At 69.4% G+C, this 12,893-nt stretch carries 8 protein-coding genes and 5 pseudogenes; 7 read left to right on the forward strand and 6 right to left on the reverse strand.

Features of this window, described 5'->3' with window-relative positions; genetic code table 11:
- Positions 1 to 38: 38 nt before the first annotated feature.
- Complete coding sequence (locus ACFV18_RS03965) at positions 39 to 221, reverse strand: hypothetical protein (protein WP_380478917.1); 183 nt, start codon at positions 219 to 221, stop codon at positions 39 to 41.
- Between the two features lie 587 nt (positions 222 to 808).
- Here ACFV18_RS03965 and ACFV18_RS03970 point away from each other — a divergent pair.
- Positions 809 to 2,290, forward strand: coding sequence for a recombinase family protein (locus ACFV18_RS03970; RefSeq protein WP_380478919.1), 1,482 nt, complete (start codon positions 809 to 811; stop codon positions 2,288 to 2,290).
- Here ACFV18_RS03970 and ACFV18_RS03975 read toward each other — a convergent pair.
- Positions 2,264 to 3,931: a recombinase family protein gene (locus ACFV18_RS03975; protein ID WP_380478921.1), complete on the reverse strand. Its 1,668-nt coding sequence runs from the start codon at positions 3,929 to 3,931 to the stop codon at positions 2,264 to 2,266. The two genes, ACFV18_RS03970 and ACFV18_RS03975, sit on opposite strands and share 27 nt — an antisense overlap.
- A gap of 67 nt (positions 3,932 to 3,998) precedes the next feature.
- On the opposite strand from ACFV18_RS03975, the pseudogene ACFV18_RS03980 reads away from it, so the two are divergent.
- The 3 pseudogenes from ACFV18_RS03980 to ACFV18_RS03990 form a co-directional block, all read left to right on the forward strand.
- Positions 3,999 to 4,133: pseudogene (locus tag ACFV18_RS03980) on the forward strand (exodeoxyribonuclease III); the annotation flags it as partial.
- A gap of 798 nt (positions 4,134 to 4,931) precedes the next feature.
- Positions 4,932 to 5,369, forward strand: a pseudogene (locus ACFV18_RS03985) (serine protease); the annotation flags it as partial.
- A 201-nt stretch (positions 5,370 to 5,570) separates the two neighbouring features.
- Positions 5,571 to 6,299, forward strand: a pseudogene (locus ACFV18_RS03990) (putative Ig domain-containing protein); the annotation flags it as partial.
- Between the two features lie 239 nt (positions 6,300 to 6,538).
- Here ACFV18_RS03990 and paaK read toward each other — a convergent pair.
- From paaK to ACFV18_RS04005, 3 genes and pseudogenes are all read right to left on the reverse strand, one after another.
- The gene (gene paaK, locus ACFV18_RS03995; RefSeq protein ID WP_380478923.1) at positions 6,539 to 7,891 is read right to left on the reverse strand and encodes a phenylacetate--CoA ligase PaaK; all 1,353 of its coding nucleotides are present in this window, start codon (positions 7,889 to 7,891) and stop codon (positions 6,539 to 6,541) included.
- Positions 7,888 to 8,319, reverse strand: a complete 432-nt coding sequence (paaI, locus tag ACFV18_RS04000) for a hydroxyphenylacetyl-CoA thioesterase PaaI (RefSeq protein WP_380478925.1) — start codon at positions 8,317 to 8,319, stop codon at positions 7,888 to 7,890. The genes paaK and paaI overlap by 4 nt, the downstream gene beginning before the upstream one ends.
- Before the next feature lie 367 nt (positions 8,320 to 8,686).
- Positions 8,687 to 9,428, reverse strand: a pseudogene (locus tag ACFV18_RS04005) (SDR family NAD(P)-dependent oxidoreductase); the annotation flags it as partial.
- 147 nt (positions 9,429 to 9,575) lie between these two features.
- Between ACFV18_RS04005 and ACFV18_RS04010 the strand changes: the two are divergent.
- Positions 9,576 to 10,544, forward strand: a complete 969-nt coding sequence (locus ACFV18_RS04010) for an SDR family NAD(P)-dependent oxidoreductase (protein ID WP_380478927.1) — start codon at positions 9,576 to 9,578, stop codon at positions 10,542 to 10,544.
- Positions 10,545 to 10,571: 27 nt separating this feature from the next.
- On the opposite strand, the pseudogene ACFV18_RS04015 reads toward ACFV18_RS04010, so the two are convergent.
- Positions 10,572 to 10,925: pseudogene (locus ACFV18_RS04015) on the reverse strand (ornithine decarboxylase); the annotation flags it as partial.
- A 311-nt stretch (positions 10,926 to 11,236) separates the two neighbouring features.
- Here ACFV18_RS04015 and ACFV18_RS04020 point away from each other — a divergent pair.
- Positions 11,237 to 12,424 carry an alcohol dehydrogenase catalytic domain-containing protein gene (locus ACFV18_RS04020; protein WP_380478929.1) on the forward strand — a complete coding sequence of 396 codons (1,188 nt, stop codon included), beginning with the start codon at positions 11,237 to 11,239 and terminating at the stop codon, positions 12,422 to 12,424.
- A 146-nt stretch (positions 12,425 to 12,570) separates the two neighbouring features.
- Complete coding sequence (locus tag ACFV18_RS04025; RefSeq protein WP_380478931.1) at positions 12,571 to 12,885, forward strand: DUF6296 family protein; 315 nt, start codon at positions 12,571 to 12,573, stop codon at positions 12,883 to 12,885.
- Positions 12,886 to 12,893: the final 8 nt, after the last annotated feature.

Consider the following 12,893-nt stretch of genomic DNA (forward strand, 5'->3'; position numbering starts at 1 on the left):
GGACGGGGCTGTCCCGGCCGGGATAGCCCTGTCCTGCGCTATGTGGTGGCGGGGGCGAGGGTCCAGGTGTGGGTGAGGCCGAGGTTGATGAGGCGGCGGAGGTTGAGGGTGGCGGCGCGGTTGTGGAGCCAGGTGTTGTTCTTCAGGACGCCTCGGTAGGGGGCTCTGCGGTTGCCTCCGGCGACGAGCCAGGCCATGGCGGCCCAGACCGCTGCACCCACCCGGCTTCCCACCCGCGGGCTGACCCGCCCACCGAACGCCCTGACCGAGAGGAGCGGCCGTGTCCGCCGCCGGCCAGCGACCACTACCAGCAGGGCACGGGCTTCCGGCCCGTCGCCGAGAAGGAGATCGCGCTGCTCGCCAAACAGCTCGGTCCGGGTTCCGCTGGCCGGGCGCTCGACCTGGGCTTCACCACCACAGACGTCGACTTCTCCCAGGTCGCCGTCGCCACCGCCCAGGACCGGCACCCGGACGCCCCCGCCTCGCCCCCGGTCGGCTCCTCGTCACCACCCCACTCACCGAACACCAACGCGCCAACTGGGAGTCGATCGGCCTGTGCTCGGCCGCCCTCCTTCCGGCGATCCGAGAGTTGGGGACACCGACCAGCACGTCGGCCGCCGGGTTGGCGGACCCTCCGGCTCCGAGAATTGAAACACCTCGCTGCGCCGAGTGTTCACAAATTCAGGCCAGGCAGCGACGACTCCCATAGCACAAGATCGGCTCGACACGTCGAGCCATCCGCCGCGAACACTCAGCATTTGCCACCGATCGGTGTGCATCTCAGTCGTTCGCATTGGTGGAATGCAGCATGGAACCGCGCAAGCGCGCCCTGATCGGAGTTCGGCTCTCGGTAGCCACCGATGAAAGTACGTCGCCGGCACGCCAGCGCGAAAAGGGCCGCCTTATGGCCCAGATGAAAGACTACGAAATCGTCGGCTACGCCGAGGACCTGGACGTCTCCGCCACGAAGTTCCGGCCAATCGATCGGCCGCAACTAGGCGATTGGATGAAGAATCGCCACCACGAGTTCGACGTCATGATCTTCTGGAAACTGGATCGAATCGTCCGAAGTCCGGCCGACCTTTCCGACATGATCCGCTGGTGCGATAAGCATCGCAAGAACCTCATTTTTGTCGATGACACATTCGACCTCTCCAGCGATCTCGGAGAGGCGATGGCCTATATGGCTTCCGTATTCGCCCGTATGGAGGCAAGGAAGATCTCCGCCCGCGTCACGGACGCCCACCGCTTCCTCAAGGGGACACGTCGCTGGGCTGGCGGCCGACCGCCCTACGGGTACCGGGTCGTCCCGCTGGACAGTGGCGGGAAGGTTCTTGAGATAGACCCGGTGACGTCCGCCATCGTCCGGGAGATGTACTGCTGGGCCATCACCGGGGTGTCACAGAGCGAGATAGCCCGCAGGCTGAGCCAGCGAGAAGTGCCGACACCGCGGAACTGGATCCGGCTGCAGAACGGCCGGGCCGTCACCCCGGCCCGATGGAATCCTGCGTCGATCGGGAAGATTCTCACCTCACCTGCGTGCCTCGGCCTGAAGATGACCGGCGGGTCCACCGGCTTCCATAGGATTGTCTACGACGCACAAGGAGAGCCCGTTCGGGCCGCTGACGCGATCCTCACTCCGGATGAATGGCAACTCCTTCAAGCGGTTCTCGGGGCAGCGCGTCCCAATCGAAAGAAGCGGGTGAACGAGTCCTATCCGTATCTCGGCTCGGCCTTCTGCGCCAAATGTGGACATATGGCTTACCGCTGGATAACCCGGGTGGGAGGAACCGAGTACGGGTATTACCGATGTGGCGTCACCGCCGGCAGTTCCGTGAAGCGGTGCAGCACTGCCGCCCCCATGGACTTCGTCGAAGAGCAGTTCAACGCCATCGTGACACATTTGTTCTCGACCGTACAGGTCGTCGAGCCGGTACCATCCGATGCTCCTCTGAATAACGGCCAGACGGTCGAATCCATATCCAGGGCGATGAGGGATATCCGGGCCGAGAAGGACATGGGCCTCTACGAGTACGAGGGCGGAAGGGAGGAGTACCTTCGCCGTATCAACGGGCTGGCAGAACGCCGCAAGGCCGCTGCGCAAGCAGCACGCGTGAGCCCACGGACATTGCTCCCCACCGGGTCTACCTTCGCTTCGGAGTGGGCCAGTAGCGATATCGCTGGTCAGCGCCAACTCCTCCTGAAGTCCAAGGTGAGGGCCTACATCTGCCGGAACTCCCTCAGCTTTCTCTTCCCCGAAGACCTACGGAAGGAGCTGATCGCCGCTTGAGCTCTTCCCCCGCGCACCGCGTAGATCGGGGCCGCTGGGCCGCACCTGCTCCGGAAGAGCCACGCCTCCCCCACCTCCGACAACGGGCCGCACTCTTGCCGCGAGCTCAGAGGGGAGGTACCAGCCTTCGACCGCCGGTGCCATGTAGAGGCGAGCCTTGAGGCCAATCAGCAGCTGGCGGCGGTGCTCCTGGTCGGCTCGGGTCCAGACATCGACGAAGGTTTCGCCGGTTTCGACGTCGACCCAGGCGGCGGGTCGCTGTGGGAGGGCGGCGAGGCGTCGGCGTTCGTCGACGAGGACTTCGAGGGCTTCGGAGTACTCGTCGTCGCCACCGGGGTAGTCGTACAGACCGCGCCGCTTCTCCGAGCGGAGGTCCTGCATGGCCTGGGCAACGTGGTTCAGCTGTTCAGTGTGGTCCTCACCGGGGATGAACTTGCGGACCGTCATCGCCACGCCGGCCAGGCGGTCGACCAGTGCGGCGACCGCGGTGGTGACCCGCTCCCCCTTGACGGACTGGCCGCGGCAGGCGGGCTTGCCTGTCTTCCTCACACACCGGTAGTACTCGTAGATCCGGCCGTTGCGGGCATGGTTCTCCTGCCGGTAGAGCCGGTCCCCGCACCGGTCGCAGTGCACCACACCCAGCCACGGCGCGGCCCCGTTCGCGCGTTCCCTGGTCACTGACCGCTCGTCCATCGCGGCCTGGATCGCCGCCCACTCCTCGTCCGTGAAGAGGGGCTTCGCGATCCGGATCGGCAGGCCCTTCGCGTCGCGGGCGAGCTTGCGGGCCTTGACGGAGCGGCCGATCAGCTTGAGGCCCATCGTGGCCGGTGAGCGGAGGATCTTGCCGATGCTGGAGGCGTTCCAGTGGTTCGACGGCGGTGTCTTGCGCTTGCTCGAGTACGTCTCGCCCTGGTTCTTGAACACGTGGGTGGCGGGGGTGTCGAAGCCGGCGGCTTCCAGGGCCGTGGCGATCATCCACTGGCTCTGACCCTCCAGCAGCAGCTTGCCCATGTACCGGACCGCCTCGGAGGTGACCGGGTCCGGCTCCAGCGTCCGCCCGCCGCCGGGCCGGTCCACGATCCGGTAACCGTACGGCGGCTGCCCGCCGGCCCAGCGGTCCGTCTTCCGGAGGTGCTTGTGGGCGGCGGTGACGCGCGCCTTGATGCGCTTGAGCTCCGTCTCCGCGAAGATCGAGGCCAGCATCAGGAACACCTTGGCCAGCTCGTTCCCGAACGAGCTCTCCCTCCCCTTGCGGTAGTCCAGGGTGATGCCGTCGTCGGTGAAGACCAGGACCTTGTGGTTCTCCTCCGCCCAGTGCGCCACGTCCGCGCAGTCCTTGGCCGACCGGAACGCCCGGTCAACCTTGGCCCACACCATCGCGTCCCACTCGCCCTGCCGATCGGTCAGCCAGGGGCCCAGGTCCGGACGCTTCCATGGCGTGATCTCCGCGGAGACGTCCAGATCCTCGAACGACCCGACAATCTCCCACTCCTTCGAGACCGCATGCCTGGTAGCCGACTCGGCCTGGACCAGGTGAGACACCTTGCCCTCGTTCCCGTGCGTGTCCGATACGCGCGAACCGACCACTGCCCGAACCGGCGCCAGCGTCGTGCTGCCCACGGGGTAGCCCCCTCCACCCATGCCAGCGAACGCACACGAACCACCCCCACTCGAACGGGTGGACCTTTTGGAAAACGCGTCGTTCCGCTGGAGGATCGACTACTTGATGGCCACCCCCGACCTCGCCGCCCGCTCCGTCGAGGCCCGCGTCGAACGCGCCGCCACCCACGCGGAGCGCTGGTCGGACCACGCGCCCGTCACGGCCGTCTTCGACATCGCCTGACTCCCGTACCACCAGCGGAAGATGAAGCATCCGCTGAATCCTCCCAGGTCACTGCCGCACCTGCTCGGCGCGGAGCCCCAGAGTGTTCTGGCCCCTCCTTGGACCGCAAAGCACGGTTCGCAGGTCGCCCCCGTTCGGAGGTGGGAGGGACCAGCCGTCGATCGGGCGGGGCGAATCGAGTTGTCAACGTCGAGACGGAGCCGACGGCGGCCGCGCCCTGATCCTCACCACCGACGGGCGCGGTCTCCGTAGCCGACCGGCTCGTCTCCACCGCCGACGGGCGCGTCGGCCTTCAGGGTGGCAGTGGTGGTCGGACGCTCCGTCGACTTCTTCGGATTCTCCGGCACTCTCTTCTCACGCCTCGCCCTGATCGCCACCGGGCAACTCCTATCCCCGGAGCGAGGGCCAAGGTGCGCAGCCCATCGGCGACGAACGGGTTTCGGTCATATGCGATTTGACGGTGCGTCAGAAGCGCGCCCCGACGGGGGCTTCTGCGGAGGGCTTCGATTGCGATTTCCGTCGACATGGTTGACCGCATTGAAGTGACCATGGCATTTTCGTGCGGCGCGGACGTGCACCACCCCGGTCGCACGTCCGCAATCCCCCACAAGGAGAGCCATGTTCAAGAGATTCGCCGCCGCGCTCGGCGCGGTCGCGGTCGTCGCGGGTGCCCTGACCTTCGGTGCCGCTCCCGCGCAGGCCGTTCAGGCGGGCGACCTGACCTCCACGATCGCGCTGAGCAACTGCTCCGCCTCGCTGGTCCGCTACCCGAGCTCGGTGGACACCGACCGGGCGATGATGCTGACCAACGGCCACTGCCTGCCGACCATGCCGTCGGCCGGCCAGGTCATCCAGAACGCGAGCGCCAGCCGCAGCGGCACGCTGCTCGACTCCGCCGGCACCTCGCTCGGCACCGTCCAGGCGGACAAGGTGCTGTACGCGACGATGACCGGCACCGACGTCGCGCTGTACCAGCTCACCGACACCTTCGCCGCCATCACCTCCAAGTACGGGGCGACGGCGCTGACGATCAGCGACACCCATCCGGTCGACGGGTCGGCGATGTACATACCGTCCTCGTACTGGAAGCAGGTGTGGAACTGCTCGATCAACGGGTTCGTCGGAACCCTGCGCGAGGACCAGTGGACCTGGCACGACTCGCTGCGCTACAGCACGGGCTGCAACACCACGCACGGCACGTCCGGTTCGCCCATCGTCGACGCCGCCAGCAGGAAGGTCGTCGGCATCAACAACACCGGCAACGACGACGGCGCGATGTGCACCCTGAACAACCCGTGCGAGGTGGCCGCGGACGGCACCACGACCGTCACCAAGGGCCAGAGCTACGGTGAGGAGACCTACTGGTTCACCACCTGCCTGGGCACCGGCCGGGTGATCGACCTGAACGTCGGCGGCTGCCTGCTGACCAAGCCGGCCGGCGCGGCCGTGTCGGTGACCAACCCGGGCAACCAGTCCACCGTGGTCAACGGTTCGGTCAGCCTGCAGATCCAGGCGTCCGGCGGCACCGCCCCGCTGAGCTACTCGGCCACCGGCCTGCCCGCCGGCCTGTCGATCAACGCCTCCACCGGTCTGATCAGCGGGACCCCCACCACTGCGGGCGGCTCCTCGGTGACCGTCACCGTCAAGGACGCGGCCAACAAGACCGCCTCCACCACGTTCTCCTGGACGGTCACCACGAACCAGGGCACCTGCACCCCGGCGCAGCTGCTCGGCAACCCCGGCTTCGAGACCGGCACCGCCGCCCCGTGGACCACCACCTCCGGTGTGGTCGACAACTCCACCTCGCAGGCCGCGCACGGCGGTTCCTGGAAGGCCTGGATGGACGGCTACGGCTCCGCCCACACCGACAGCATCCAGCAGACCGTCACCATCCCGACCGGCTGCAAGGCGTCGCTGAGCTTCTGGCTCCACATCGACACCGCCGAGACCACCACGTCGAGCGCGTACGACAAGCTCACCGTCACGGCGAACGGCACCTCGGTCGCCACGTACTCCAACCTCGACAAGAACACCGGCTACACCCAGAAGACCATCGACCTGTCGGCCTACGCCGGCCAGTCGGTGACGGTGAAGTTCAACGCCGTCGAGGACGCCTCGCTGCAGACCAGCTTCGTGATCGACGACACCGCGATCCAGACCAGCTGAGCCCCACGGCCCGGCGGAGCCACCCGAACGCTTCCGGTGGCTCCGCCGGGCTGAGTCCTCAGCTCGGCGGGGTCGGGTGTCAAGGCGCCCAGCACAGGGTGCGGCCCGCGCCCCGCCGAGCGACTCGGCGGGCCCCGTCGCCGGGCCTCGGCGGGGGTCCGGTCGGGGACGGGGGCGCCGGGCCGGGGGACGCCGTCGGACGGAGGACGGGTCATGCCATCAGGGTCCCAGACGTGTGATCACGACTTCCGCGAATCGACGACCCGGCGCAGCTTGCCGAGCGAGCGTTCCAGGGTGTCCTGGTCGACGACATCAACGCCGACGGTCATGCCGACGCCGTCCTTGACGCCCTTGGCGAGGGCTGCGGCGGCGGCCCCGCGCTCGTCGGCGGTCGCGTCCGGCCGTGCTTCGACACGCACGGTCATGTGGTCCATGCGTCCGCGCCGGGTCAGTTCCAGCTGGAAGTGCGGGGCGAGGGCGGGGATGCGCAGGACGATCTCCTCGATCTGGGTGGGGAAGACGTTGACGCCGCGCAAGATGATCATGTCGTCGCAGCGGCCGGTAACCTTCTCCATGCGGCGGAAGGCGGGCCGCGCGGTGCCGGGCAGCAGCCGGGTGAGGTCGCGGGTGCGGTAGCGGATGATCGGCAGGGCCTCCTTGGTGAGGGAGGTGAAGACCAGCTCGCCGCTGTCGCCTTCGGGCAGCGCCTCGTCGGAGAGGGGGTCGACCACCTCGGGGTAGAAGTGGTCCTCCCAGATGTGGAGGCCGTCCTTGGTCTCGACGCACTCGCCGGCCACCCCCGGGCCGATCACCTCGGACAGGCCGTAGATGTCGACGGCGTGGATGTCCAGGCGCTCCTCGATCTCACGGCGCATCTCCTCGGTCCACGGCTCGGCGCCGAAGATGCCGATCTCCAGGGAGCTGGTGCGCGGGTCGATGCCCTGGCGCTCGAACTCGTCGAGGAGCGTCAGCATGTAGGAGGGGGTGACCATGATGATCCTGGGCCGGAAGTCCTGGATGATCTGGACCTGGCGGGCGGTCATGCCGCCCGAAGCCGGTATGACGGTGCAGCCCGCGCGTTCGGCGCCGTAGTGGGCGCCGAGGCCACCGGTGAACAGTCCGTAGCCGTAGGAGTTGTGCAGGATGTCGCCGGGGCGGCCGCCGGCCCCGCGGATGCACCGGGCCACCATGTCCGCCCACATCGACAGGTCGTTCGCGGTGTAGCCGACCACGGTGGGGCGGCCGGTGGTGCCGCTGGAGGCGTGGATCCGGCGGACCTCCTCCCTCGGGACGGCGAACATGCCGAAGGGGTAGTTGTCGCGCAGGTCGGCCTTGGTGGTGAACGGGAAGCGGACGAGGTCGGCGAGTGTGCGGCAGTCCTCGGGCCGGACGCCGGCCTCGTCGAACTTACGGCGGTAGAAATCGACGTTCCGGTAGGCGTGTTCCAGGGTGCTCCGGAGCCGGGTGAGCTGGAGTGCCTTCAGCTCCTCGGGGTCCAGGCGCTCGCCCTCGTCCCGCAGACCGCTCGGGAGTGCGTCGCCCAGCCGCCGGGGCCCGCCGACGGAACGCGTCGTGCCGGTGGTCGTGCTCATCGTGTCTCCTTCACATCCTTGAGGCTGCGGCTGCGGCCGCGGAACTCCGCGATCACCTCGTCGCCGCGCAGGACGGTGATGTCGTAGATGCCGCTGCGGCCGAATCTGGTGCGCTCGTGTGCCGTCGCCACGAGCAGGTCGCCTTCGCGTGCCGGGGCGACGAAGGTGATGTCGGCGCCCGCCGCGACGGTGACCGGACCGTGGCTGTTGCAGGCGCAGGCGAAGGTGGTGTCGGCCAGCAGGAACAGGTATCCGCCGTGCGCGATGCCGTGGCCGTTGACCATCTGCGGGGTCACCGTCATGGTCGCCGAGGCCGTTCCGTCGCCGGCGGCCAGGAGTTGAATTCCCAGGCTCCGGGACGCCGTGTCCGCGGCGAACATCAGCTGGGCGGGTCCTGCCGCGACCGTGCCGTCGGGTGGTCGATTCATATGCATTTCACCACTCTTGTCGCCCGACCGAACATTCGGTTACAGTCTCGATTTCGGCCAAGTAATCCAGCATCGGCAGTGCCTGTCAAGAGGTGAGCGCATGTCGCCGAACGCCCAGGACCGACCCGATTTCTTCGCCGGTTCTCCTCCGTCCAATGCGCGACGTCCGCGAACTCCTTCGCCCACCTGAACGCCCGGTCGACCTTCGCCCACACCATCGCGTCCCACTCGCCCTGCCGATCGGTCAGCCACGGCCCCGGGTCCGGACGCTTCCATGGCGTGATCTCCGCCGACGCGTCCAGGTCCTCGAACGATCCGACGAGCTGTTCTGTCCGCTGGAGGATCAATTACTTGATGGCCAGTCAGAGACTCGCGGCCACCTGCACCGCGGCCTACGTCGAACGGGCCGCCTCGCGACAAGGCCGAGCGGCAGGTGGCGCAGCCGCTCGCCGATGGTCCTGGCATGGAGCGGCGGGCGCGCGGGGGTGAGGGCGTCGAGTGCGCCGCCGGGGTGGACGAGCACGCTCGTCGTCGTGCTGCCGGCGGCACGCAGGCGGCGGTCGAGTTCGACGGCGAAGAGCATCTGGGCCAGCTTGGAGCGTGCGTAGGCACGCTTGGGCCAGTAGTCGTAGCTGCTCCTCAGGTCGTCGGGGTCCAGGGATTCGGACTTGGCGGCGAAGCTGCCGGTCGTGACGATCCGGCTCCCCGGGGTCGCCGCGAGCAGGGGCGTCAGGTAGTGGGTCAGGGCGAAGTGGCCCAGGTGGTTGGTCGCGAACATCAGCTCGTGGCCGGCCCTGGTCTCGCGACGTGGCGGGTGGTCGAGCGCCACGCCCGCGTTGTGGACGACCGCGTCCAGGCGGTCCAGCCCGAGCGCGTCGACGGAGGCCTCCACTGAAAGCGAGATCGGCCAGGTCCATCGGCACGTACCTCACCTTGGCGCCGGGCACGCGCGAGCCGATGGAGGCGATCGCGGCTTCGGCCTTCGCCGCGTCGCGGCTACCGAGAACGACCGTGGCCCCGGCGCCCGCGAGCTGCTCGGCGACGAAGTACCCGATGCCCGCGTTGCCGCCGGTGACCGATCCAAGGACGAGCGGACACTTGGCGGACACTTGTTCGTCATCGAGTGGCCGTGAACGTTGCGGTGCTTGGCCCCGTTGTACAGCTGTTCCCTCGTCGGCTGGTCGGATCTGTTTTTGTCCGGCCCGGCCCGGGCAGGCGCGCCGCACAGCGAAACGGCAGAACTCTGCGAAGGAGAGGTGGCAGCCGTGGCACGGGTGGAGCTGGAGGGGAAGACGGCACTGGTGACGGGCGGCTCGCGCGGGCTCGGCCTGCTGGTCGCCGAAGAACTGGTCCGGCGCGGCTGCCAGGTGGCGGTGTGCGCCCGGGACGGGCAGCAGCTGTTGGTCGCCGAGCAGCGGTTGGCGCGGCTGACCACCCGGTACGCGGCAGTCGAGTGCGACCTGACCGCGCCCGGCGCACCGGACGAACTGGTCGAGCGGGTGACCGCCCGGCTCGGCCCGGTGGACGTGCTGGTCAACAATGCCGGGGTGATCCAGGTCGGCCCGCTGGCGGCCATGGACGCGGCGGACTTCCGCCGCGCCTGGGACACCATGGTCCGCGCCCCGCTGGAGCTGATCCTGGCCGTCCTGCCGGGCATGCGGGACCGCGGCGCCGGCTCGCTGGTGACGATCGCCTCGATCGGCGGCCCCGTCCCGGCCCCGCACCTGCTGCCGTACAACACGGCCAAGGCCGCACTCGCCGCGCTGTCCCGCGGTCTGCGGGTGGAACTCTCCGGAAGCGGCATCCAAGTCACCACTGTGACACCGGGGTTGATGCGGACAGGCTCCCACTTGGCCGCGCAGTTCTCGGGCCGGGCCCGGCACGAGTACTCCTGGTTCGCCACCGCGTCCGGCGCACCGCTGCTCTCGATGGACGCGGGCCGCGCGGCGCGGCGGATCGTCCGCGCCACCGAGTCCGGCCGGGCCGAGCTCACCCTCACCCCCGCGGCCAAGCTCGCCACCCGCATCCAGGCCCTCGCCCCGGCCACCGCCGGCCGCGCCCTGGCCTTCACCGCCCGCCTCCTTCCGGGCCCCGGCCCGGATCCGGATCACAACTGCCCGGGCCAAGACGCCGCCCGCCGCACCGGCCGCCTCGTCCCGGCCCTGACCGCCCTGGCGGACCGGGCCGCGAGGCATACCAACGAGCCCGGGGCGCAAGGCTCTTGACGGCGCTCCGGGCCGACCTGGGAACAGCGGACCGAAGAACGCGTCGCGCGGCAACCGGGCCTGTTCCAGGCGCAGTTCTGCGGGCGACGGCACCTCCACCTGCCGGGCCGGGGTCAACTCATCTGCGTGTTCGACGAGTTCTTCGAGGGCGCCGAGCAGGGCGCCGGTGGTGGTGGCGTCGTCGGCGTGGGTGAGTTGGGCGCTGATCCGGCGGTGGTCGCACACGTGGGCGGTGATCTGGCGGTGGGAGCGCAGCCAGTCGCCGGCCCGGTAGCCAGTGGTGCCGAGGGCGCTGATGTCGATGATGACCTGCAGGGGGTCGAGGTCGGCGGCGAGTCCGGGTCCGCAGAAGTCGTCGCGGCCGTGGACGTGCAGGCCGTCGTGCGGTCGTCGAGGCCTCCCGTCGCGGGCACGTCGGAGCGGAACACGTCCGCGCCGAGGACGTCCAGCACCCTGGGGTCGGCGCCGCGGCCCTGCTTGTGGCCGGGTGGGGTGAACGCGACGAGCGGGTTGGCGTGCAGTGCGGAAAGCGCTTCCACCACGGGAGCCTGCGACTGGTCAATGCGGCGCGCCTGCCCGTCGCCCGCTTCCGGAAACCGCCCATGGCCCGCTTGGGGTGCGGTCGTCCCGGGCAGACGCGGGGTCGGGCCCGGCGGACCCCGGGCGGAGACGACCGGCGGAAGGAGTGCGCGATGCGCGCGGTGACCTGGCAGGGCAGGCGGGACGTGCGGGTCGAGGAGGTGCCCGACCCGCAGATCGAGGATCCGTCGGATGTGCTGGTGGAGGTGACGTCGACCGGCCTGTGCGGCTCCGACCTGCATCTGTACGAGGTTCTCGGGCCGTTCCTGGACCCGGGCGACATCCTCGGGCACGAGGCGATGGGCACCGTCCGGGAGACGGGCTTGGCGGTCCGCACGCTGAGTCCGGGCGACCGAGTGGTGGTGCCGTTCAATGTCAGCTGCGGCACCTGCCGGATGTGCGCGGACGGCCTGCACTCGCAGTGCGAGACCACCCAGGTGCGCGAGTACGGCAGCGGCGCGGCACTGTTCGGCTACACCAAGCTCTACGGTCAAGTACCGGGCGGTCAGGCCGAGTTGCTGCGCGTTCCGTTCGGCGACACGCTGCCGGTGAAGGTGCCGGACGGGCCGCCTGACGACCGGTTCGTGTTCCTGTCGGACGTGCTGCCGACGGCCTGGCAGGCCGTCGAGTACGCGGACGTCCCGGACGGCGGCACGCTGCTGGTGCTCGGGCTCGGCCCGATCGGCGACATGTGCGTGCGCATCGCCTTGCTGCGCCACGGCGTCAGGCAGGTGATCGGCGTGGACCTGGTGCCCGAGCGGCTGGAGCGCGCCCGGGACCGCGGCGCCGTCGTCCTCGACCTGAACGACCTGCCCGACGCACTGCCCGAGACCGTTCTCGACCTGACCGACGGCCTCGGCCCGGACAGCGTGATCGACGCGGTCGGCATGGAGGCGCACGGCTCCCCCGGCGCAGCCGCCGCGCAGCGCGCCACCGGCCTGCTGCCGGACGCGCTCGCCCGGGCGCTGATGCAGCGGGCCGGCGTGGACCGCCTGCAGGCCCTGCACCTGGCCATCGAACTGGTCCGCCGCGGCGGCACCATCTCGGTGGTCGGCGTCTACGGCGGCATGACCGACCCCCTCCCGCTGCTCACCATGTTCGACAAACAGATCCAGCTGCGGATGGGCCAGGCCAACGTCCGCCGCTGGACGGACGACCTGCTGCCGTTGCTCACCGACGCGGACCCGCTGGGCGTCGACACGTTCGCCACCCACCACCTGCCGTTGGACGAGGCACCGGCGGGGTACGAGATGTTCCAGCAGAAGCGGGACGGCGCGGTGAAGGTGGTGTTCCGTCCCTGAGCCGCTTGCCTGTCGCCGTGATCCGCGCAAGAGGAGGGTGGACCGCAGGCCGTCGTACGCCCGCGCCCGCTCGAACGACGAGAGCCGCGACGGGCGAGAGACGCCTGCCGCACCCATGCGGGGGAATCCCATGGAGGTCGACCACCATGGACCCCACTCGCCGGTACGCGGTGACTCTGCCCGGCGCCGTCGGCCGCCATGCACCACCAACCGTGGTCATCGTTCACTCCACCGATGCGGTCGGGCCTGACGGGCGACTCGTCTGGGAAAGTTCCGCCGGCGACCTGCGGGTGGAGATCGACGGCGATGTGGCGATCGTGCTGCCCGCTCCCGGACGGGACGTCCGACCCCTGCCTGCACGCCGTGCCCCTGCCGTAGGCATCTCGCCGAGTTCGGCAGTGTCGGGCAGTCGGCCGAGGTCCTGTTCGAGCCGGTCGGAGGCGCGGGCGGCGGCCAGGTAGCCGGCGGC

The sequence above is a fragment of the Kitasatospora sp. NPDC059673 genome (assembly GCF_042734215.1).
In the GTDB taxonomy this organism is placed as follows: domain Bacteria; phylum Actinomycetota; class Actinomycetes; order Streptomycetales; family Streptomycetaceae; genus Kitasatospora.